Consider the following 22,542-nt stretch of genomic DNA (forward strand, 5'->3'; position numbering starts at 1 on the left):
ATCGGCAGGCTGGATACATTTTTCAATATCGCATGGAAGCTCCTTCATGTTGGGCCTGCAACTCTTTACCAACTGACCCAAGATAAATTCGTAGTGTCCACCTTTTGCCATAGTCGGTTCCAAGCGGATCGATACCTGCTTTGTGACGGGTAGACGCAGAGCTCGCGGATACCTCAAATAAAAAACTTTCAAAGTGAAGGTGATTTCGAGATGATTAATGAAGTTATGTCGTTGGTGGCCAAGAAGGGGATCCGCCTTTCTTTGAAAGATGACAGCCTGGTTTATATGGCGCCGAAAGGAGCGTTAAGCGAAGACATCAAGAAACTTGTAATTGACAACAAAAAAGAAATTATCGCCCTTCTGAAGTCGCAGCAGGCGGCAATATTACAGCCGTCGTTGCGTATTACCAAGCGCGAAGATTCATCACCCTGTCCGCTGTCGTTTGCCCAACAACGATTGTGGCTGCTCAACCAGATCAATAATGGCAGCGCACATTACAATATGCCCAGTGCGTTGAAGTTGTCGGGGGCTATCAATTTTGAGGCGCTTAATCGCACCTTTATAACAATTTTGGAACGTCATGAAAGTCTGCGTACCTGCTTTGCGGTCCACGACGAGGATCAACTCTGTCAAGTGATTTGTCCGGCGCCCAATTTCTCCGTTACGCTGAGGGATATATCCTCATACGAGGAGGGTAAGAGGCAAACACTCATCGCCGAATTGATGAGTGAGGAGGCGAACCGGCCGTTCAACTTGAGTTCGGATCTGTTGTTGCGTGCCACATTAATAAAACAGACCGAAAATGAGCACATTCTGCTGATAACCATGCATCACATTGCGTCTGATGCTTGGTCGACACCTATCTTGATTCGTGAATTTAGCGCTTTGTACGCCGCCTATATACGGGGCCAGGAAAATCCGTTGGAGCCACTAGCGATCCAATACGCCGATTATGCAGTGTGGCAGCGTAACTTGTTACATGGGAACGTATTGGAGGAGCAGCTCAGCTATTGGGAAGAACAATTGGCCGATCTGCCCGTGACGCATAGTGTGCCACTGGACCGCCCGCGGCCGAGCGCAGCAAGTTTCTCAGGTAAGGTTTACAGTTCTAGGCTCAGTGCGTTGATGAGCGTACAACTTAAGAGTCTATGTCGCTCGCACGGTGCAACCCTGTTTATGGGGCTGCATGCGGCATTCTCGGCATTTTTGTCGCGCTATAGCAATGAGCATGACATCGTGATCGGAACTCCCATCGCCAACCGTGAGCAATCCGAAATTTCCGGGTTGATTGGCTTCTTCGTGAATACCTTGGTATTGCGCAGTCACTTATCCAATCAACCTTCGCTCGCTGAACTGATCAAACAGAGCAAGGGAACCTTATTAGACGCTTATTCGCATCAGCAGGTACCTTTCGAAAAAATCGTCGAACGCTTGCAACCGGAACGAAGCCTGAGTCACGGTACGCTATTCCAGATCATGCTGGTGCTGCAAAACATTGAGCAAAGCACGCTGCACCTGCCAGGGCTCAACCTAAGCTTCGTGGATCAACCAGACACGAGTGCCAAGTACGACCTGACGCTCAAGGCAAGCGAAAGTACGAAAGGACTCCTGTTCGACTGGCAATACAATAGCGATCTGTTCGATGCCGGTACCGTCGAACGCATGGCCCACCATTTCAATACGTTGCTGACCAACATGCTGGCGAGTCCTGACGCGAGCGTATTCAGCGCCAACATTCTGAGCGATGCGCAACGCCATCAAGTGTTGGTCGAGTGGAACGATACAGCTGCAAGTTTCCCTCAGGGCAAGCTCGTTCACGAACTTTTCGAAGCCGAAGTCTTGAAGCACCCGAGTCGAAAGGCGATTTTCAACGACCACCTCAGCCTCAGTTACGAAGACTTTAATGGGTATGCCAACGGTTTAGCGCACGCACTTTTCACTGCAGGCGTAGGGCCTGGCGATGTCGTGCCAGTTTTGATGAAAGCGGGTGTCGAGGTGCCGTTGGCCTTCATGGCGGTAATGAAATCCGGGGCCGTTTTCGCGCCTATTGACCTGCGCTGGCCTGTCGACAGAATCCAGACCGTTTTGGGCAAATTAGCGGCCCAAGTCGTGCTGGTGGACGACTCAATCTCTTCCGATCTTACAGACGGTTGGAATACCCATGTCGTGGATCTGTTGCGCGTGAAATCACGTTCCGATAACTCAAGGCTGCGCCTAGCTGCGGACTCGCCAATCTATATCATCCATACCTCGGGATCTACGGGTAACCCAAAAGGTGCAATCAATCGGCACAAAGGCATTGTGAACAGATTGGCATTCATGGACCGTTTCTTTAAGGCGAATAATGAGGTTGTCATGCAGACAACCCATCATTGCTTCGACTCCAGTGTGTGGCAATTTTTTTGGCCATTACTGAGTGGGGGAAGCTGCTTTATTCCAGATACGGACAAGAGTTTCGATGTCGGCAGCATTATAGAGTCGATTTCGGAGAATGCTGTCACGGTTGCGGACTTCACTCCTGCATTGTTTTCTGCACTTGTCGAAGAACTTGACAGCAGGGAATGGCCAGCCGCGCCGTTGAGTACGCTGAAAGCACTGGTCGTGGGTGGCGAGGCGATGATCATTAGCGCTGCCAGAAAGTTTAAGAAAGCTTATCCGGCCATTGACCTGATCAATGCCTATGGCCCCACCGAAACGTCTATAGGCGTCATTTTTTATCGAATTCCCGAGATTCCACCAGCACGTATTCCGATCGGTAAGCCGATCAATAATGTCAGCGTCTACGTCCTTGATCAGAACCTTGCACCTGTGCCTGTCGGTGTAGCGGGGGAGCTATATATTTCTGGTGCATGTGTCGGTAATGGTTATTGGCAGGATCTTGAACAGACCGAAAAAGTGTTCATTGCCAACCCATTTCACGCCCAGGGTAATCCCGCGAGCAGCCAGCGCATGTATAAAACCGGGGACTTGGCCCACTGGCAATCGGACGGAAATCTGGAGTACTTGGGGCGAATAGATCATCAGGTGAAAATACGCGGTTTCCGTATCGAACTGAGTGAAATCGAGAAAAACCTCAACGCTCACGCTGATGTCAAAGACGTGGTGGTACTGGCAAGAGAAACGGCTACCGGTGATAAATGTCTGATTGCCTATGTGGTGATCAACGCAAACGCCACGTTCAGCAGCGAAGAGTTGACAATTGAAGCCTTACGCGCTCATCTGGCGAAGACTTTGCCTGACTATATGCTGCCATCTGCGTTGGTACTGTTGGAGGCTATACCGCTTACACCTGGCGGTAAAGTGAACCGCAACGCCTTGCCCGACCTACATGTCGCCGCCCTCCAACATTATGTTGCACCGCGTAACGAAACCGAGAAAGTTCTCTGTGAAATTTGGCAGAACCTATTAGGTGTGGAGCGTGTCGGTGTTACCGACAATTTTTTCCAGTTGGGGGGCCATTCCCTGACGGCCACCCGACTGGTATCGCGGGTGGCTAAAGCGTTCAACGTCTCGTTAGCCATCAAGACCGTTTTTACCGCCCAGACTCCGGCCACCTTGGCGCAAACACTCCTGAGGCTAGATGTTGATATTGATCGGCCGCCTCTCGTACGCGTTGAGCGCGAACGGCTGATGTTGCCGTCATTTGCCCAGCAACGTCTCTGGGTTCTGGATCAGATTGATGGCGGCAGTGCGCATTACAACATGCGAAGTGCGCTCAGGTTATCGGGCCGGATAGAGCTTGGCGCATTAAATCGCACCTTTGCAGTCATTGTGCAGCGACATGAGAGTTTGCGGACCTGCTTAAGCGCTGATGAGAGCGGGCAACTTTTCCAGGTTATCCGGCCTTCCTCGGAGTTCATCATCCACAAGACCGATCTGACGGGGATTAACAGTGGGAAGCAGCAAAGCAAGCTCGATCAACTCATGCGTGCTGAAGGCAACAGCGTCTTCGACCTCAACACAGATCTGATGCTTCGCGCGCGATTAATCAAACTGGAAGAAGAGGAACATATTCTGCTGGTGACGATGCATCACATCGCATCGGACGGCTGGTCTATATCGATCCTGATCAAAGAGTTCAGCGCACTGTACGACGCATTCGCACGAGGTCAGGAGAACCCCTTGCCACCTTTGGAAATACAGTACGCCGATTATGCTCATTGGCAGCGTAACTGGCTTCGAGGCGATATCCTGGAGAAACAGGTCAGTTATTGGGAAAAACAACTGGCGAATCTGCCGGTAGCACACGGGCTCGCGTTTGATCGACCGCGGCCACGCATACAGAGCTTTGCCGGCACCACGATGCATTCTCATATTGATGCGCACACAGGCAAAGCATTGAGTCGTTTGTGCCAGGCACATGGCGCTACGTTATTCATGGGGCTGCATGCAGCCTTTTCGGTGCTCTTATCGCGCTACAGCGGCGAGGCCGATATCGTGGTCGGGACGCCAATTGCTAATCGCGAGCAGTCGGAGACTGCGGACTTGATTGGATTTTTTGTTAACACTCTAGTGTTACGCAGCAATCTTTCCGGCAACTCTTCGTTCGCGCAATTAATGGAACAGAGTAAAGCCGTTCTTCTCGATGCTTATGAGCATCAACAAGTGCCCTTTGAACAGATTGTTGAGCGTCTGCAGCCTGACCGCCATATGAATCATGCGGCCTTGTTCCAGATCATGCTGGTGTTGCAGAACAATGAGACCAGCACACTGGACCTGCCAGGCGTCAGGTTCAGCAGGCTGGAGCAGCCTGGCGCAATCGCAAAGTACGACCTGACCCTGTTCGTCACCGAACATCCGGCCGGGTTGTCGCTGGCTTGGGAATACAATACCGACCTGTTCGATTCGGAGACGATTGAGCGCATGGCGCGTCATTTCGAAATGCTGCTTGAATCGTTGACGAATGCTCCAGATGTCAGCGTGCTGAGTGTGAACATGCTAAGCGAGCCGGAGCTTGAGGAACTGCTGAAGTTGGGTTCGACTGGCAGTGCGCTCGATGTGCAACTTCAGCCACGACTGTTGCAGTCGCGCTTTCTAGAGCAGATAAAGATACGGGGCAGCAAGATTGCCGTTAAAACGTCAGAAAAATCGCTGACGTACGAAGCGTTGGGGTTGCTGAGCGGTAAGCTCGGTGAGCGTTTGATCCTGGGAGGTTGTGAGACCAACAAACTGGTCGCAATAGTCATGGAAAAGGGGTGGGAGCAGGTGGTGGCTGTTCTTGGGATATTGCGATCAGGGGCCGCCTACTTGCCAATCGATGCGCATTTGCCTTTGGAACGCATCAAGTTGCTGCTTGAGTTGGGAGAAGTAGGTCAGGTTGTCGCCACTCCGAAATTTGCCCGAAGCTTGTTGGCCGAGTCGCCATTGTCATTCATTTCCATCGATAGTGATTTTGAGCGCTGCGCGGTCGCTGAGCCCGCGGTGGAAGGCCTGGATCCGTGCACTGGCGTCGACGAACTCGCCTACGTCATCTTTACGTCGGGTTCAACCGGGGTACCGAAAGGGGTGATGGTTTCTCATAAAGGTGCCTCCAACACCATCGATGATTTGTGCGTGCGGTTCGACATCAATGCCGATGACAGTATCCTGGGTCTTTCGAACCTGAATTTCGATCTATCGGTGTTCGATGTCTTCGGCCTGTTGTCGGTGGGCGGGACTATCGTCCTTGCGCAGAACAGCGAAGCCAAGGATGCGGTGGCGTGGAACCGCTATCTGGAAACGGAAGCAGTAACTATCTGGAATACCGTTCCAGCCTATATGCAGCTACTCACGAAGCTCGAGCCCTGCAAGGGTGTGAGCCGGCCGTTAAGGTTGATCATGATGGCCGGAGACAGAATCCCGACCGATTTGCCAGCCCACATTGCGGCTCAGTTCCCGGATGCGAGACAAGTCAACCTAGGCGGTAATACCGAGGCGTCGATCTTCTCGAGTATCTATCACATTGATGAGGTATCGAAGATTGGCAAAAGCGTTCCTTATGGCAAGGTGCTGACCAATCAGCATATGTTCGTGTTCGGCAGCGATCTGCGACCGGCACCTTACGGCGTCACTGGTGAAATTTACATTGGTGGGGCCGGAGTGGCACTTGGATACTGGCGCGACGACCTGAAAACGAAGAGCAGCTTCATCATTCATCCTTTGACTGGGGAGCGGATGTACAAAACAGGTGATCTGGGACGCTTGCAACTTGACGGTAATATCGAATTTCTCGGACGCAAAGATTTTCAGGTCAAGATTCGCGGTTTTCGAATCGAACTCGAAGAGATCGACAACGCTCTGATTTCTCATGAAAAGGTCAAGGATGCAGTCACCTCGATCACGCATACGGCTGATCACGAGGGGAGCTTGGTGGCGTATGTCGTGCTTCATGAGGCCGACTCCACGACTGACGAAAAGCACTTGGCCTTGAATGTGTCGTTGCGTCAGTACCTCACCAAAGTGCTTCCCGACTACATGGTGCCGTCTGCTTTCGTACTTCTGCACCAACTGCCGCTTTCAGCGAATGGCAAAGTTGATCGGAAGGCACTGCCTGAGTTTGATACGACGACCCAGCAACAGAATTACGTCGCGCCGCGAACGCAGATGGAGGAAAGACTCTGCGCGGTTTGGCAGGAAGTGCTGGGCGTCGAACGTATTGGAACTGCCGACAATTTCTTCGAGTTAGGTGGTCATTCACTGCTCGTCATGCAAGTCATAGCGTGCATGCAGCGTGAGCACATTGTGATGACGGCGCGCCAGTTGTTCACCACGCCAACCCTGGCGGATCTGGCTGCTTCGATCACACAGTCGCAAGAGGCCGTGACACTGGCGTTCAAGGCGCCAATCAATCTCATCCCCGAGAAGTGCGCGCAGATCTCGCCCTGCATGTTGTCACTGGTTGAGCTGGACTGCGACGAGATCGGCAGTATCGTTGCTCAGGTTCCGGGAGGTGCCGCCAACATCCAGGACATCTATCCTCTTGGGCCTCTACAAGAGGGCATCTTGTTCCATCACCTGCTTCACAAGGAAATCGACCCTTATGTGATTCCCACGCTGTTCACGCTCAAAGGAAACGAGGAGCTGAAAACATTCCTGGAGGCCATGCAGTTTTTGCTCGACCGCCATGATGTGTTGCGTACGGCCTTCATGTGGGCGGGGCTGTCTCGACCCGTGCAGGTGGTGTATCGCCTGGTCGAACTTTCTGTCACTTTTGTAGAGCTACAGGAAGGTCAGGACGCGCTGGCTTATATGAAGATGCTCAGCGCCCCTGAAAATCAGCAGATGGATATCATACGGGCGCCATTAATGACGGTGCATGTAGCGCCTGGATTTAAGGCCGATGACTATCTCGTGTTGATTCGAGTCCATCATATTACGTTTGACCATGTGGGCATGGAGATCATCCAGCGGGAGATCCATCAGTTCCGCAGCGGGCAAGCACATCTCCTGCCGCTCACGGTTCCCTACCGCGAGTTTATCGCTCATGTCGAGCATCAGGCTGGCAAAGATGCACAGTCTTATTTCCGACGGATGCTAGGCGACCAGCAAGCGCCGGCAGCACTGTTCAATCTGACCGACGTTCATGGCGATGGCTCGCGGATCGTCGAGATCAGGGAACTGGTCGCGGTCCAGATCAGTACGAGATTGCGGGTGATCGCCAGGAACCTGCAGGTCACGCCACCGACCTTGTTCCACGCGGCTTGGGCGATCGTCATGGCAAATGCTACCGGGCGAGACGATGTGGTGTTTGGATCCGTGGTATCGGGGCGCCTGCAAGGCACCGTTGGCGCGGAAAGTACCTTGGGCCTGTTCATTAACACGTTGCCCATTCGTATCAAGCTGAGCAACCTGAACGCGTTGCAACTGGTCAGGCAAACCCACCAATCGCTGTTGGACCTGCTGTTGCATGAACATGCGTCCCTGGCGATGGCCCAGAGCTGCGCGAATCAGCCAGTGGGTACACCGCTGTTTAATTCCGTGCTCAATTGCCGTCATTCCAGGGCGGACTCGACATTCGATGTTATTACAGGTCAGGAGCGTACCAACTACCCCATCTATCTGGCGATAGACGACTACGGCGATGATTTCATCTTGGACTTGCAGCTCGACTCGTCAGTCGATGCGGAACAGGTGGTTGGCTATGTAAAGGCCGCTTTGGCAGCGCTGGTCGAGGCCATCGATACGCAATCCAGCCTGCCTGCGTCGCTCATTTTCGTAATGACCGAGGCCGAACGAGAGCGGTGGACTGTGGGTGGGTTGAGGGAGCATCGCGCTATTGCCGACGTCCCGTGTCGAGGCAATCATAACGCTTATCTGGAACCCCGCTCGGAAGTCGAAAGCGTGTTGTGCGAGATCTGGCGAGACGTGTTGGCAGTCGATCAGGTTGGGATTAACGACGATTTCTTTGAGTTGGGTGGGAACTCGCTGTTGGTGATACGTCTGGCATCGCAGGTGTCGCGCGAATTAGGCGTCGAGTTGCCGCTGAAGCTTATATTTGTCAAGTCAACGCTTGCTGCTCTTGCGGATGTTGTTTCAATCCTCTGCCAATCGGCCCGTCGAGTCTGACGTGATGTAGAAAGCGTGTTTTTGTCGGGCGTGCTCCTTTTGGAGGATGCCCGGCTTGGGCAGTGTGCATTCTGCGACTTATACTTTGGAGATTTTATGTCAATGGAAATGCAGCCAGAAGAAGGCATCTATGAGGTTGTTATCAATGAGGAGGAACAACACTCGATCTGGGCCGCCGAAAAAGCTGTGCCGCCGGGATGGAGAAAGTTAGGCGTACACGGTTCGAAAGAATCCTGCCTAGCGCATATCAAAGAAGTGTGGAACGACATCCGTCCATTTTCGCTGCGGCGCAAAATGGGCACGGCTGTGGATACTTTGTACTGAAAAACCACATTACGTAAGTGGCGAGATGTCTTGAGTTGCTCTATAGGTTAGTGCCAGTCCCTCAGAGAGTGGGTTGTAACTTGAGCAGGGTTTGGTGGTATTGGTAAAGCTGCTGATGAGCCAAGACACAGTGCACGATACCACTTGCCTGCAGCGCCTAGCCTCGCCAAGAACAGCGCTGGATTGTGTATTGACACCAGCGGTGTAGCCGAGTGGGACAGCCCAAGTACTGCAATGCGGCGCACACGGTCTGCCATGGAAGTTTCGGCCTGGCGCTTAAGTGCAACTTTCGCGGTCCTCGTTTCGGGCGAGCGTGATTAACTGTCCGTCCTCAAGGCGGATGATGCGGTCGGCCTGCGCGAAATAGGCATCATCGTGGCTGATGACGATCACAGTTTTGCCGCGTGCCCGTAATTCGGGCAGTAGTTCGAAATAGAACACCCGCTTGAATACCGGGTCTTGGTCGGCCGCCCACTCGTCAAACAGGTAAACCGGGCGGTCTTCAAGATAGGCCGAGATTAGAGCAAGACGCTTGCGCTGGCCCGAAGACAGTTTCAATGTTGAAAACATGCCATTCACAATCTCCACCTTACTGCCAAGGCCTAGCTTGTTTAGGTAGTGAGCGGCCTGTGTGCTGGTTTCTTCACCCGGTTCGAGCAACAGGTGGCGAAATAAATGGAAATCCGCAAATACGGCTGAAAAGTGGCTGCGATAATGGTGGACGTTGTGTTCGCTTACAGAAACACCATTGAGCCGCAGCGTGCCTCGTTCTGGGAGGTAGAGGCCCAGCAGCAGCATCGCCAGCGTAGTTTTACCGCTACCGTTGCCGCCGATGATAAACAGGATCTCGCCAAGTCCGATGCGCAGGTCTAGTGGACCGAGCAGGAAGCGATCGTCGCCGCTATCTCCTGGATAGTGGTGGTAGACCTCGTTTAACACCAAAGAGAACGTAGCGCTATTGGCAAATGGGTTGGGCAGCGGTGCGCCTTGCTGCGAGTCGTTGGAGAGCATTGCGTCCAGTCTGCCGAGTTGACGGAAGCCGACAGTGCCTTCTGCGATCACAGGTATCGCATTCATGGTCGCACTCAGCGGGCCCATCAAGTACAGCACGATCATGGCGAACGCAGTCAGCACCGCGACGTCATAGTCCAGAAAGTGCGTGACAACAAACAGCAGGCCGCCGATCACTACATAAAACAGGACATCACCAAAATTTGTAATCAGCGCCAGTCGGGAGTAAGTCGCGATATACGACCGCTTGAGCTGCGCCGCATCCGGACCCAGAACATCGTTAATGAATATCTGCCCACGCTTCGCGTTTAGCTGCAGTTCTCGGCTACCTTCGACGAGATCGTGAAAATGTCCGTAAAGTCGCCCCGTCTCTTCGCGCAGTGATACGAGTTGGCGTAAGATGGGACGCTTGAACCAATGGTAGGTGAATGCACCTATCCCCAGGGTAATCAGGAACACCAAGAATAGTTCCCATCCTAACCACGCCATGTAGGCCAAGCATCCCAGTACGATCGCTGTATGCGTCATCACCAGCGGAATTATGGTCATGGCGACGATGAGCGACTCGATGTCCCGGGTCAAGATCGTAAGCAGTTCGGACTTGCCCTGCTGATTGAGCATTCGCAAGCGTGCTGCCAGCAGTTTTCGACTCATGTCGAGGCGGATATCAAGTATGGAACCCTGTGTCAGGTTCAACAGTACAATTTGAGAGAACGTGCGCGCCAACAAATGAAGGGCACATACGCCGAAAAATAGCACCGTGACTTGACTGGCGGCTCCGGGATGGATTCTGGTAATTATACCGATAAGCGCAACACCGCTGGCACCAGCGATCAAGCTGGCCAGCGTGGCAGCCAGCAGGAGGGGCCAAGAACGCCGATAAAGGTAAGACAAAAAATCCATAAGTCTAACCGCCGTTTGTCATAATAATGGCTGGGGGTTAAAGTTTCGTTATGTGAGCCAATCGCGAAGGACCGGTCAAATTACTGACCTCATCCATGATCCGTGCGATCACATTCTTACCTTCGGACTGAACGAAAAAATGATCGCCGTCGAACCAATGCAGTCGAAACTCTGCCGTGGTTTCGTGCTGCCATTTTTCTACTTCCGAAATGCGCGTTGTGTCCTCTCTGCCAGCAAACGCAGTGATTGGAATCGTTAGCGGCGAGCCCGGCTGGTATCGATAATTCTCTAAGACGGAGAAATCGGCACGGATTGCCGGTAGCAGCAGGGACATCAAGTCTGCGTCTCTCAGCACCTCGGGAGGCGTACCGTTGTAGTTGTAAAGTTCGTCGATCAATTGCTCATCTGGCATCCGGCACAATCCCTTGGGGGGAGGAAAATGTTGCGGCGAATTGCATCCGGAGACGATAAGTAGTTCTGGTAATGGATGTGCTAAGGCCTGTAATCGGCGGCATATCTCGAATGCGAGCAATGCGCCCATACTGTGCCCAAAAAAAACGAATGGCCCGCGTGATTCTTCTGCGAAAGCCTCTGTTATTGCAGAAACCAGTTCCGAGATCGTGTCGATTGGCGGCTCCAGAAAGCGGCTGCCGCGACCAGGTAATTGAACCGGACAAACCTCGACGCTTTCACCTAACTGAGGACGCCATCGCAGATACATAGCGCTGTTGCCTCCGGCGTGCACAAAACAGTACAGACGAAGACGCCGAGAGTCTCCAGCCTCTCTAGAGAACCAGGATTTTGCTGACATATTTAGTAATTAAATTCCTGTAGAGTAGATATTTGACTAGTGGAGTTCGCGATTCTCTCAATTTATTGCCAAGCAGCGCTGCAACAAACGGTATCGTGGCCTCATTCGCGAATGAGCAGCTTCCAGACCTTGCGCCCCCGTAGACCTTGAAATTCTCCTCCCGTCTCGGCTGATCAATGAGCATAGCTCATTTGAGGGTATCCCAGGATTCCGGGCCATTTGAAACTGGACTGCCCCCGTTCCCATAGACATTTTCCAGCCTCAAAGTGAGGCACTTTCAAAGGCCTCAGGACTGACGCCGCCCAGGTGACTGTGACGACGCGTTCGGTTGTAAAATACTTCAATGTAATCGAACACATCGGCCCGGGCCATATCCCGGGTTTTGTAGATCCGCTTACGGATGCGTTCCTTCTTCAGGCTGCTGAAAAAAGACTCGGCCACGGCATTGTCCCAACAGTTTCCCCGACGGCTCATGCTGGGCTCCAGCTGGTTGGCCAGGCAGAACCGCTTCCAGTCATCGCTGCCATATTGACTGCCTTGGTCGGAGTGGACGAGCACTCGGTGCTTGGGTTTGCGGCGCCAAACCGCCATCAGCAAGGCATCCAACGCCAACTCCTTAGCTAGCGTCGGTTTCATTGACCAGCCGACCACCTTGCGAGCATAAAGATCTAGCACGACAGCCAAGTACAACCAACCCTGCCATGTCCGGATGTAAGTGATATCGGTCACCCAAGCCTTGTTCGGGGCGTCCACTGTGAACGCCCTGTTGAGCCGATTGGGGGCAATAATCGAGGGTCGTCCTTTGATAGGGCGAGGGGCTTTGTAGCCTCTAAGGGCTTTAATTTTATTCGCGCGCATTAACCCGGCCACCCGGTGTTTGCCGCAGGTTTCACCCGCTTCACGTAAGTCGGCAAACACTCGTCGGGCACCATAGACGCCTCGACTAGCCACATAGGAATCGCGGATAAGCCCTAACAGTCGAGCGTTATCCTGTTCGCGATCAGAAACTGGTTTGTGCAGCCATTGATAGAACCCGGCACGAGCAACTTGCAAAACCCGACACAGCGTAGTGATCGCGTATTGATGGCGATGCTCGTTCATAAAGCGGTATTTCACTCGGGCTCCCTGGCAAAGTACCGCGCTGCTTTTTTTAATATGTCGCGCTCTTCTTCCAAGCGTCGCATTTGGGCTCGCAGCCGTAAAATCTCGCTTTTAGCTTCGAGCAGTTCGCTGGCCTGTTTCTCGGTCTTGTCAGGCGTCACGGATTTAACCCACTTGTACAGGCTGTGGGTCGACACGCCAAGGCGCTCGGCTGTTTCCGAAACGGAGTATCCGCGTTCAATGACTTGCCTGACGGCTTCGGCCTTGAATTCCGGGGTAAATCGTTGGGTGCTCATAGACTTCCTCCTATGCTCAAAGCATAGGCTGGAGATGTCTACGGTGCCGGGGGCAGTCCAAAGCATAGGCTGGAGATGTCTACGGTGCCGGGGGCAGTCCAAGCATAGGCTGGAGATGTCTACGGTGCCGGGGGCAGTCCAGGATGACACTGCAAGTGTAGTCAAAATCGGTGAAGGGTTATTTCGAAAACAGCACACTAGGGCGCTACATGCGTTGATGTCCAGCAAACCAGCGTTTGATGGGCGCTCTGTCAGCCGTACATAAAGCGAGCGCGGGCCGCTTCAGCTGCATTTGATTATCGACAACTACGCGACCTACAAATATCCGGAAGTGAAGGCATGGCTGGAAAACATAAACCTTTCTTATAGAGCGCGAGTTGTTGAAAGCAGGGGGCACTGAAGCGGTCGAAAAGTACTGTGTGAGTGCGAGAGGTCTTTTAAAGTTGGTGCCGGGTAATGGCTGATAAATCGCGAGCAAGCGGTTTTTACTTTGGCGTCACATCCCGCTCTTGCGGTTGTGGATTAGGGTCGAAGTCTGCCGGGAATTTGCCTTTGAGTTGCCAGGCAAAGGCGATGATTTCGGCCAGCGTGCGGTACAGCTCTTGCGGGATGCTGTCCCCTAGCTCCATGCGCGCCAGCAGTTTCACCAGTTCGGCATTCTCGTAAATCGGGACGTCATACTCACGGGCGAGGGTGAGGATGGCTTCGGCCAGTTCGTCGTCGCCCTTGGCGGTGAGGGTCGGTGCCTGTTTGCCGTCGTATTTGAGGGCAATGGCCTGACGCGGCGGGTTGGGTGTGCTCATGCGGTTTCGTCCACCCAGCGTTGTTCCAGCGGCTTGTGGTTGCCCTGGGGCGGTGTGCCCTGATGGCAGTCGAGGTCGGTCACGCTCAGGCCGGCGTCGTTCAGGCGCTGACGCAAGAGGCCGAGCTGGCTGTCGATCAGGTCGGCGGTGAAGGCGTGTTGCGCCCAGAGCTGCCCTGACAGGGTGCCGCGCAACAGTTGCGCCTGCACGTGCAGCGGCCCGAGCGGAGCCAGGTCGAAGGCGAGTTCCACGCGCCACAGCGGGTCTTTGACTTCGCGGGTCTCGCGCTTTTCTTCGGGTGCCTGTTCAGGCGGGTCTTCGCGCTGGAATTTCACTTGCAACGGCACGATGTCGTGGGCGTTGCGCAGGGGGATTTCCAGCTGCCAGGTGGTCAGGACGCCGCCGTCGGGCGTGCGACCGCTTTGTTCCAGGCTGGACAGCTGATGGCTTTGCAGGCGGGAAATGGCCGCCGCTGCCAGTTTTAACAGGCTTTCGAGGTTGTCTTCGCCCTCTGCGCTTTGCAGGGTGCGGCCGGGCAGCGGGAAGCCGCCCGGTTGGGGCTTGGCGCTGACCTGACCGAGCATGCCCAGGGCGTTGCGCACGAACGTGGGCATGGCTTGCGCCTGAGCGCTGGCGGCCACGCCGGGGTTGAATGCGCTACTGGCCGCCACGCCCGGCGTGATCTGGGCAATCAGGCGCAGCAACGTGGCTTTGAGGTCAGGGGCCAGGTGGTGTGCTTGGCCACCCAACAGCTTGGCCTCCAGAAACGCGCCGCTGTTGAGCAGGGCATCGCTCAAGCCTTTGGGGGTGCTCAACTGCGCGGGGGTGGGCAGGCCCGCCAGCAGTTTGTCGATGGACGCTCGCAGGTCGGCCGGCAACGTGGCGTCCGGCGGCAGCGCTCGCAAGGCGTTCAGCAGCCCTTCGAACGAGCCCTGCGCGCGTTGTTGTGTGACCAGTTGTTGCGCAATCGCCAGTTGATCCTGTCGCCCGCTCAAGGGGACGAACTGCAGGCTTTGCTCACCTTGTACCTGGGCTGTGAGCAGACTACCGATGCGCAAGGGCTGCGGGCTGTCCAGTGCCAGGGTGGTGCCGCTCAGCGCGGTGTTGAGCAGGGTCACCAGGGAGCGGTAGAGCGCCGGTTGGCCCGTGGGTTGCGGCACGAGCTGGGTGGTCAGCACTTTGCCTTGCAGCAAGGTGCCGACGGGCAGTTGCCCGGTGTCGAGGCGGGTGAGGGTGGCGACACTGCTGCTCAGTGCCTGCTGCACGCTGATGGCCAGGCTGCCGGAGGTCGGTTGGGTGACGGCCAGTTGCGTGCCTTGCGGCAATGGGAACGGGCTGTTGGCTTGCACGTGGGTTTGGCGCCCGCCCGCCAGCGTCAGTTTGAGCAGCAGTTGAAACGCCAGGTCGTCCTGCTTGAGCGACAGCACTTCGGCCTTGGCGCTCTGACCGGGGCCAATCAAGCCATCGAGGGGTTGCAACAATTTCAGCAGCTCGCCGCCGACCACGCCTGCGCGCGCACCGTTTGTGACGGCGGGTGGGAGCGGAGGAATATTCATGTCGCCTTTCATCGTTACAACCTGTCGAAATTGCCCTCTTTAGAGTAGGACATGGCATGTATAATGCCGCCCCGTCGTTCAGAGGGCAGCAAAACTTCAAAATTGTTTGATCCAGCTCTCTGAAACAGGCCGCAAATGCATTTATCCTGCATCACTTTAACGGCCGCGCCTGAGCCGACTTGAACCGTGAAGGCCTCAATTACGTGACCAGCCCTCTTCTAGAAGCCGTAGCGCTCGCCTGTGAGCGTGACTGGCGGATGTTGTTCGAAGACCTCGAATTGCGTCTGGCCAGCGGTGACATGTTGCAAATCAGCGGCCCCAACGGCAGCGGCAAAACCAGCCTGCTGCGTTTGCTGGCCGGATTGATGCAACCGACGGCGGGTGAAATTCGCCTCAATGGCCAGCCCTTGAGCGGCCAGCGCACTGAGCTGGCCAGCAACCTGCTGTGGATCGGGCATGCCGCCGGGATCAAAGACCTGCTGACGGCCGAAGAGAACCTCAGCTGGCTGTGTGCCTTGCATCGCCCGGCCTCGCGCGAGGCCATCTGGGCCGCGTTGGCTGCCGTGGGCCTCAAAGGCTTCGAGGACGTGCCGTGCCACACGTTGTCGGCCGGTCAACAACGCCGCGTCGCCCTGGCGCGCTTGCACCTCGACAGCCCGCCGCTGTGGATCCTCGACGAACCCTTTACCGCGCTCGACAAGCAAGGCGTCGCCCAGCTTGAAGAGCACCTGGCCCGGCATTGTGAGCAGGGCGGCATGGTGGTGCTGACCACGCACCACACCCTGACCCGCCTGCCTGCCGGGTATCGCGACATTGATTTGGGGCGTTGGGCCGTATGAGTGTGTTTGCCGTGCTGGTGGCGCGTGAAGCGCGTTTGTTGTTCCGTCGTCCGGCCGAGCTGGCCAACCCGCTGGTGTTCTTCGCGATCGTGATTGCGATGTTCCCGTTGGCGGTCGGACCCGAGACTCAATTGTTGCAAACCTTGTCTCCGGGGCTGCTCTGGGTGGCGGCCCTTTTAGCGGTCCTGCTCTCGCTGGACGGGCTTTTCCGCAGTGATTTCGAAGACGGATCGCTGGAACAGTGGGTCCTTTCGTCGCACCCCCTTGCTCTACTGGTGTTGGCCAAAGTACTGGCACACTGGGCGTTTTCCGGGCTGGCGCTGGTGATCCTGTCACCCGTGCTGGCCTTGATGCTGGGGTTGCCGGTGGCGTGTCTGCCGGTATTGCTGATGTCGTTATTGCTTGGCACGCCGGTACTGAGTTTGCTCGGTGCCGTCGGCGCTGCACTGACGGTGGGTCTCAAGCGCGGCGGCCTGTTGCTCGCCTTGTTGATCCTGCCCCTCTATATCCCGGTGCTGATTCTGGGCAGTGGCGCCTTGCAGGCGGCACTCCAGGGGATGCCCGCGACCGGTTACTTGCTGTGGCTGGGCAGCCTGACGGCCCTGGCAGTAACCCTGACACCGTTTGCGATAGCGGCCGGCCTGAAAATCAGCGTCGGCGAATAATGAGGTCTGGCCATTAATTGGCCAGTAAAGACCCTGGCTGGCATGGCACTCAACCTGTCGTGACCGGCACCGTGATGGAAACAGCGTGATGAACTGGACTTGGTTTCACAAACTCGGCTCGCCCAAATGGTTTTATGCCATCAGCGGCCGCCTGCTGCCCTGGTTGAGCATCGCCGCCGTGCTGCTGATCGTGGGCGGGGTGGTGTGGGGGCTGGCCTTCGCGCCACCGGACTACCAGCAAGGCAACAGCTTTCGCATCATCTACATCCACGTGCCCGCCGCGATGCTGGCCCAGTCCTGCTACGTGATGCTGGCGGTCTGCGGCGTGGTGGGGCTGGTGTGGAAGATGAAGATTGCCGACGTCGCGTTGCAGGCCGCCGCCCCGGTGGGCGCGTGGATGACCGCGGTGGCGCTGGTGACCGGCGCCGTCTGGGGCAAGCCGACGTGGGGCTCGTGGTGGGTGTGGGATGCACGCCTGACCTCGATGCTGATCCTGCTGTTTTTGTATTTCGGCCTGATTGCCCTGGGCAATGCCATCACCAATCGCGACAGCGCGGCCAAGGCCTGCGCCGTGCTGGCAATTGTCGGTGTGATCAATATCCCGATCATCAAATACTCGGTGGAGTGGTGGAACACCCTGCACCAGGGCGCGACCTTCACCCTGACCGAAAAACCGGCGATGCCCGTGGAAATGTGGCTGCCACTGCTGCTGACAGTGGTGGGGTTTTATTGCTTCTTTGGCGCCGTGGTCCTGCTGCGCATGCGCCTGGAGGTGCTCAAGCGCGAAGCCCGCACCCGTTGGGCCAAGGATGAAGTGTTGAAAGCGCTGGAGGGTTCACGATGAGTTTTGCTTCTGTTGGCGACTTCATCGCCATGGGCCATCACGGTGTGTATGTCTGGACGTCCTATGGCATTTGCCTGGCGGTACTGGTGTTGAACGTGGCGTTGCCGATCCTGGCGCGTCGGCGTTATTTGCAACAAGAGGCGCGTCGTTTGCGCCGGGAGAACGCGAAGTGAATCCGCTGCGTAAAAAACGTTTGATCATCATTCTGGCGATTCTGGTCGGTGTCGGCGCTGCGGTGGCCCTGGCCTTGAGCGCCTTGCAGCAGAACATCAACCTGTTCTACACCCCGACCCAGATTGCCAACGGCGAAGCCCCGCTGGACACGCGCATTCGCGCAGGCGGCATGGTGCAGGACGGCTCGCTGAAACGCTCCGGCGACTCGCTGGACGTCGAATTCGTGGTCACCGATTTCAATAAGTCGGTGACCATTCAATACCGCGGCATCCTGCCGGACCTGTTCCGCGAAGGGCAGGGCATCGTGGCGCTGGGCAAGCTCAATGCCCAGGGTGTGGTGGTGGCCGATGAAGTACTGGCCAAACACGATGAAAAATACATGCCGCCTGAAGTGACCAAGGCGTTGAACGAAAGCGGTCAATCCGCGCCTGCAGCGGCCAACGAGGTTAAGTGATGACGTTCGGACTGTTTATTCCGGAATTGGGCCAGTTGGCCATGATTCTGGCGCTGTGCATTGCCATCGTGCAGGCCATCGTGCCGTTGCTCGGGGCATGGCGGGGCGACAAATTGTGGATGAGCCTGGCGCAACCGGCGGCCTGGGGCCAGTTCGCCTTTTTGCTGTTTGCCTTTGGCTGCCTGACCTGGTCGTTCATGGCCGATGATTTCTCGGTCGCTTACGTGGCCAGCAACTCCAACAGCGCGCTGCCGTGGTACTACAAGTTCAGCGCGGTGTGGGGTGCCCACGAGGGTTCGTTGCTGTTGTGGGCAATGATTCTCGGTGGCTGGACCTTCGCCGTGTCGATCTTCTCGCGCCAGTTGCCGCAAGTGATGCTGGCGCGGGTGCTGTCGATCATGGGCATGATCAGCGTCGGCTTCTTGCTGTTCCTGATCCTGACTTCCAACCCGTTCACCCGCCTGCTGCCGCAAATGCCGGCCAACGGCAATGACCTCAACCCGCTGTTGCAAGACATCGGCCTGATCGTGCACCCGCCGATGCTGTACATGGGCTACGTGGGCTTTTCGGTGGCCTTCGCCTTCGCCATTGCGGCGTTGCTGGGCGGGCGGCTGGATGCGGCCTGGGCGCGCTGGTCGCGGCCGTGGACCATTGTGGCGTGGGCATTCCTGGGCATCGGCATCACGCTGGGTTCGTGGTGGGCTTATTACGAGCTTGGCTGGGGCGGCTGGTGGTTCTGGGACCCGGTGGAAAACGCGTCCTTCATGCCTTGGCTGGTGGGCACGGCGCTGATTCACTCGTTGGCCGTGACCGAAAAACGCGGCGTGTTCAAAAGCTGGACCGTGTTGCTGGCCATTGCGGCTTTCTCGTTGAGCCTGCTGGGCACCTTCCTGGTGCGTTCGGGCGTGCTGACCTCGGTTCACGCGTTCGCCTCGGACCCTGAGCGTGGCGTGTTCATCCTGATTTTCCTGCTGTTCGTGGTGGGTGGCTCGCTGACGCTGTTTGCCTTGCGGGCGCCGGTGGTCAAGAGCCAAGTGGGCTTTAACCTGTGGTCGCGTGAAACGCTGCTGCTGGGCAATAACCTGATTCTGGTGGTGGCTGCGTCGATGATTCTGTTGGGCACCTTGTACCCGATGGTGCTCGATGCCCTGACCGGCGCCAAGATGTCGGTGGGCCCACCGTATTTTGATGCGCTGTTCATCCCGTTGATGGCCGTGTTGATGGTGGTGATGGCGGTGGGCGTGCTGGTGCGCTGGAAAGACACGCCGGTCAAGTGGCTGCTGGGCATGCTGACCCCGGTGTTGCTGGGCAGCGCCGCGTTGTCGGCGATTGCCGGTGTGGCCTATGGCGATTTCAACTGGGCCGTCATGACCACCTTTATGTTGGCCTCGTGGGTGCTGTTGGCCGGGGTGCGCGACATTGGCGACAAAACCCGTCACAAAGGGCTGTTCAAAGGCCTGCGCAGCCTGACCCGCAGCTATTGGGGCATGCAGATTGCGCACCTGGGCATCGCCGTTTGCGCGCTCGGCGTGGTGTTGTCGAGCCAGAACAGTGCCGAGCGCGACCTGCGCCTGGCGCCGGGTGAGTCCATGGAGCTGGGCGGCTATCACTTCATTTTTGAAGGTGCCCAGCACTATCAGGGCCCCAACTTCACGTCGGACAAAGGCACCGTGCGCGTGGTGCGCAACGGCAAGGAAATCAGCGTTTTGCACCCGGAAAAACGCCTGTACACCGTGCAGTCGTCGATGATGACCGAGGCCGGTATCGACGCCGGGTTTACGCGCGATCTGTACGTGGCGCTGGGCGAGCCGCTGGGTGATGGCGCCTGGGCCGTGCGGGTGCACGTCAAACCGTTTGTGCGCTGGATCTGGCTGGGCGGTTTGCTCACCGGGTTTGGCGGGTTGCTGGCGGCGCTGGACCGTCGTTATCGGGTCAAGGTGAAAAGCCGCGTGCGTGAAGCGCTGGGCATGACAGGAGCCACCGCATGAGACGCTGGTTGATGCTGATTCCGCTGGCCATCTTTTTGGCCATGGCGGGCTTTCTGTACAAAGGGCTGTACCTGGACCCCACCGAGCTGCCGTCGGCCATGATCGGCAAGCCGTTCCCGGCGTTTAGCCTGCCCTCGGTCGACGGTGGCACCCCCCTGACCGAGGCCGACCTCAAGGGCAAACCGGCGCTGGTCAACGTGTGGGCCACGTGGTGCATTTCGTGCCGCGTCGAGCACCCGGTGCTGACCAAACTGGCCGCGCAGGGCGTGGTGATCCATGGGGTCAACTACAAGGACGTCAACGCCGATGCGCAAAAGTGGCTCAAGGAATTCCACAACCCGTATCAACTGGACATTAACGACGAAACCGGTTCGCTGGGCCTGAACCTGGGCGTGTACGGCGCGCCGGAAACCTTTCTGATCGACAGCCAGGGCATCATTCGGCACAAGTTCGTCGGCGTGATCGACGAAACCGTGTGGCGCGAACAACTGGCGGGCAAATACCAGGCGCTGGTCGACGAGGCCCAACCATGAAGCGCTGGTTAACCGCCCTGGTGTTTGGCCTGACCCTGACCGGCGTGGCCCAGGCGGCCATCGACACCTACGAGTTCAAGAACGACGCCGAGCGTGACCGTTTTCGTGAACTGACCAAAGAGCTGCGTTGCCCCAAGTGCCAGAATCAGGACATTGCCGATTCCAATGCACCGATTGCCACCGACCTGCGGCGCGAGATTTTCCGCATGCTGGGCGAGGGCAAGGACAACCAGCAAATCATCGACTTCATGGTCGACCGCTACGGCGATTTCGTGCGTTACAAACCGGCCCTGACCGGCAAGACCGCGATCCTGTGGTTCGGGCCGCTGGTCTTGCTGGTGGGCGGGTTTGTGGTCATCGGCGTGATCGTAGGCCGCCGTCGCACGCAGCGCGCCACCCGCACGGACACCCTTTCTGCCGAGGAGCGTCAGCGCCTCGACACTTTGCTGGATAAAACCAAAGATGATTGATTTCTGGCTTGCAGCCGGTTTGCTGCTACTGATCGCCCTCAGCTTTATCTTGATCCCTGTGCTGCGCGCCCGGCGCGCCCAGCGTGAAGAAGACCGCACGGCACTCAACGTCGCGCTGTACCAGGAGCGTGTGGCCGAGTTGCAGGCGCAGCGCGATGAAGGCGTGTTGACCGATGCGCAACTGGAGGCCGGACGCGCCGAAGCGGCGCGTGAACTGCTGGCCGACACCGAAGGCGCGGCGCCAGCGCGGGTATCGAGCCTGGGCAAAGTGGTGCCTCTGCTGGCCGCGTTCATGGTGCCGGTGCTGGGCGTGGCGCTGTACTTGCACTATGGCGCCAGCGACAAAGTCGAACTGACCCGCGAATTCGCCCAGCCGCCGCAGTCCCTTGACGAGATGGTGGCCCGCCTGGAGCGCGCCGCCGTGGCTCAGCCCGAATCCGCCGAAGGCTTGTATTTCCTGGGTCGCGCCTACATGGCGCAAAACCGTCCGGCCGATGCGGCCAAGGTCTTCGAGCGCACGGTCGCGGTGGCCGGTCGTCAGCCCGAGCTGCTGGGGCAGTGGGCCCAGGCGCAGTACTTTGCCGACAACAAGCAGTGGAGTGACAAGACCCAGGCGTTGACCGACGAGGCGCTCAAGGCTGACCCCAAAGAGGTCACCAGCCTCGGCCTGCTGGGTATCGCGGCCTTCGAAGCCAAGCGCTATCAGGAGGCCATTGGCTACTGGCAGCGGCTGATGATCGAACTGCCTGAAGGCGATGCGTCCCGCGCCGCCCTCGAAGGTGGTATTCAGAAGGCCCGCGAGCAACTGCAGGCCAATGGCGAGCGCGTCGAAACAGCGCCGGTGGCCGCGACCGAGGCGTCGATCAAGGTCAGCGTGGACCTGGCCGACGCGGTTAAAGCCCGCGTGTTGCCCACCGACAGCGTGTTCATTTTCGCCCGCGCCGTGACCGGGCCGCCGGCGCCATTGGCCGTCAAGCGGGTGACGGTGGCCGACCTGCCGATCACCGTCGAGCTGGGTGACCGCGACGCGATGATGCCGCAATTGAAACTGTCGAACTTTCCTGAAGTCCAACTGGTTGCGCGCGTCTCTCGTGCTGGCCAACCGACAGCAGGCGAATGGGCCGGGCGCAGCCAACCGCTGTCCAGCCGCACTACTGCGCTGCAACAGCTGATCATCGACAGCCCGGACAAGTAGCCGGTCAACACCGCCCCTGCAGGCGCGCTTG

Annotated in this window: 16 protein-coding genes; 11 read left to right on the forward strand and 5 right to left on the reverse strand. The window is 57.0% G+C overall.

Going from position 1 to position 22,542, the window contains the following annotated elements; all coding sequences use genetic code 11:
* The first annotated feature begins 210 nt into the window (after window positions 1-210).
* Window positions 211-8,544 carry an amino acid adenylation domain-containing protein gene (locus V6F78_RS21740; protein WP_332728251.1) on the forward strand — a complete coding sequence of 2,778 codons (8,334 nt, stop codon included), beginning with the start codon at window positions 211-213 and terminating at the stop codon, window positions 8,542-8,544.
* Between the two features lie 96 nt (window positions 8,545-8,640).
* Window positions 8,641-8,868 (forward strand): MbtH family protein, encoded by a 228-nt coding sequence (locus V6F78_RS21745; protein WP_332728253.1) that lies wholly within the window; start codon window positions 8,641-8,643, stop codon window positions 8,866-8,868.
* Window positions 8,869-9,144: 276 nt separating this feature from the next.
* On the opposite strand, the gene V6F78_RS21750 is transcribed toward V6F78_RS21745, so the two are convergent.
* From V6F78_RS21750 to fliK, 5 genes are all read right to left on the reverse strand, one after another.
* Window positions 9,145-10,782, reverse strand: coding sequence for a cyclic peptide export ABC transporter (locus tag V6F78_RS21750; protein WP_332728255.1), 1,638 nt, complete (start codon window positions 10,780-10,782; stop codon window positions 9,145-9,147).
* Between the two features lie 37 nt (window positions 10,783-10,819).
* Window positions 10,820-11,593 (reverse strand): thioesterase II family protein, encoded by a 774-nt coding sequence (locus V6F78_RS21755; RefSeq protein WP_332728256.1) that lies wholly within the window; start codon window positions 11,591-11,593, stop codon window positions 10,820-10,822.
* A 261-nt stretch (window positions 11,594-11,854) separates the two neighbouring features.
* Window positions 11,855-12,990, reverse strand: a protein-coding gene (locus V6F78_RS21760; RefSeq protein WP_222933236.1) for an IS3 family transposase whose coding sequence is annotated in 2 segments (ribosomal slippage) — window positions 11,855-12,738 and window positions 12,738-12,990 — 1,137 coding nt in all. Because the reading frame shifts where the segments join, the coding sequence is not laid out codon by codon here.
* A 485-nt stretch (window positions 12,991-13,475) separates the two neighbouring features.
* Complete coding sequence (locus V6F78_RS21765; protein WP_332728259.1) at window positions 13,476-13,793, reverse strand: EscU/YscU/HrcU family type III secretion system export apparatus switch protein; 318 nt, start codon at window positions 13,791-13,793, stop codon at window positions 13,476-13,478.
* Window positions 13,790-15,361: a flagellar hook-length control protein FliK gene (fliK, locus tag V6F78_RS21770; protein ID WP_314400629.1), complete on the reverse strand. Its 1,572-nt coding sequence runs from the start codon at window positions 15,359-15,361 to the stop codon at window positions 13,790-13,792. Before fliK ends, V6F78_RS21765 begins: the two co-directional genes overlap by 4 nt.
* A 191-nt stretch (window positions 15,362-15,552) precedes the next feature.
* Here fliK and ccmA point away from each other — a divergent pair, with 191 nt between their 5' ends.
* The 9 genes from ccmA (at window position 15,553) to ccmI (ending at window position 22,511) form a co-directional block, all read left to right on the forward strand.
* Entirely contained in the window at window positions 15,553-16,188 is a 636-nt protein-coding gene (ccmA, locus tag V6F78_RS21775; protein ID WP_047276198.1) for a cytochrome c biogenesis heme-transporting ATPase CcmA, read from the forward strand.
* Entirely contained in the window at window positions 16,185-16,853 is a 669-nt protein-coding gene (ccmB, locus tag V6F78_RS21780) for a heme exporter protein CcmB (protein ID WP_047275893.1), read from the forward strand. Before ccmA ends, ccmB begins: the two co-directional genes overlap by 4 nt.
* Before the next feature lie 85 nt (window positions 16,854-16,938).
* Complete coding sequence (locus tag V6F78_RS21785) at window positions 16,939-17,697, forward strand: heme ABC transporter permease (RefSeq protein WP_169835769.1); 759 nt, start codon at window positions 16,939-16,941, stop codon at window positions 17,695-17,697.
* On the forward strand, window positions 17,694-17,870 hold the full coding sequence (gene ccmD, locus V6F78_RS21790) for a heme exporter protein CcmD (RefSeq protein ID WP_047275889.1): 177 nt from the start codon (window positions 17,694-17,696) through the stop codon (window positions 17,868-17,870). Before V6F78_RS21785 ends, ccmD begins: the two co-directional genes overlap by 4 nt.
* Complete coding sequence (gene ccmE, locus V6F78_RS21795) at window positions 17,867-18,325, forward strand: cytochrome c maturation protein CcmE (RefSeq protein ID WP_047275887.1); 459 nt, start codon at window positions 17,867-17,869, stop codon at window positions 18,323-18,325. Before ccmD ends, ccmE begins: the two co-directional genes overlap by 4 nt.
* Window positions 18,325-20,313: a heme lyase CcmF/NrfE family subunit gene (locus tag V6F78_RS21800; protein WP_047275885.1), complete on the forward strand. Its 1,989-nt coding sequence runs from the start codon at window positions 18,325-18,327 to the stop codon at window positions 20,311-20,313. The genes ccmE and V6F78_RS21800 overlap by 1 nt, the downstream gene beginning before the upstream one ends.
* Window positions 20,310-20,846, forward strand: a complete 537-nt coding sequence (locus V6F78_RS21805) for a DsbE family thiol:disulfide interchange protein (protein WP_332728262.1) — start codon at window positions 20,310-20,312, stop codon at window positions 20,844-20,846. Before V6F78_RS21800 ends, V6F78_RS21805 begins: the two co-directional genes overlap by 4 nt.
* Entirely contained in the window at window positions 20,843-21,316 is a 474-nt protein-coding gene (locus V6F78_RS21810; protein WP_047276186.1) for a cytochrome c-type biogenesis protein, read from the forward strand. Before V6F78_RS21805 ends, V6F78_RS21810 begins: the two co-directional genes overlap by 4 nt.
* Complete coding sequence (ccmI, locus tag V6F78_RS21815) at window positions 21,309-22,511, forward strand: c-type cytochrome biogenesis protein CcmI (protein WP_047294479.1); 1,203 nt, start codon at window positions 21,309-21,311, stop codon at window positions 22,509-22,511. The genes V6F78_RS21810 and ccmI overlap by 8 nt, the downstream gene beginning before the upstream one ends.
* Window positions 22,512-22,542 lie beyond the last annotated feature (31 nt).

This window comes from Pseudomonas sp. ESBL9, from assembly GCF_036668715.1.
Classification (GTDB): Bacteria; Pseudomonadota; Gammaproteobacteria; order Pseudomonadales; family Pseudomonadaceae; genus Aquipseudomonas; species Aquipseudomonas lundensis.

Coding starts and splice junctions, on each gene's coding strand:
- V6F78_RS21750 (WP_332728255.1), bottom strand. CDS start 10,782: ATGGATTTTTTGTCTTACCTTTATCGGCGTTCTTGGCCCCTCCTGCTG.
- ccmB (WP_047275893.1), top strand. CDS start 16,185: ATGAGTGTGTTTGCCGTGCTGGTGGCGCGTGAAGCGCGTTTGTTGTTC.
- fliK (WP_314400629.1), bottom strand. CDS start 15,361: ATGAAAGGCGACATGAATATTCCTCCGCTCCCACCCGCCGTCACAAAC.
- V6F78_RS21765 (WP_332728259.1), bottom strand. CDS start 13,793: ATGAGCACACCCAACCCGCCGCGTCAGGCCATTGCCCTCAAATACGAC.
- V6F78_RS21810 (WP_047276186.1), top strand. CDS start 20,843: ATGAAGCGCTGGTTAACCGCCCTGGTGTTTGGCCTGACCCTGACCGGC.
- V6F78_RS21755 (WP_332728256.1), bottom strand. CDS start 11,593: ATGTCAGCAAAATCCTGGTTCTCTAGAGAGGCTGGAGACTCTCGGCGT.
- V6F78_RS21740 (WP_332728251.1), top strand. CDS start 211: ATGATTAATGAAGTTATGTCGTTGGTGGCCAAGAAGGGGATCCGCCTT.
- ccmI (WP_047294479.1), top strand. CDS start 21,309: ATGATTGATTTCTGGCTTGCAGCCGGTTTGCTGCTACTGATCGCCCTC.
- V6F78_RS21800 (WP_047275885.1), top strand. CDS start 18,325: ATGACGTTCGGACTGTTTATTCCGGAATTGGGCCAGTTGGCCATGATT.
- V6F78_RS21805 (WP_332728262.1), top strand. CDS start 20,310: ATGAGACGCTGGTTGATGCTGATTCCGCTGGCCATCTTTTTGGCCATG.
- ccmD (WP_047275889.1), top strand. CDS start 17,694: ATGAGTTTTGCTTCTGTTGGCGACTTCATCGCCATGGGCCATCACGGT.
- V6F78_RS21745 (WP_332728253.1), top strand. CDS start 8,641: ATGTCAATGGAAATGCAGCCAGAAGAAGGCATCTATGAGGTTGTTATC.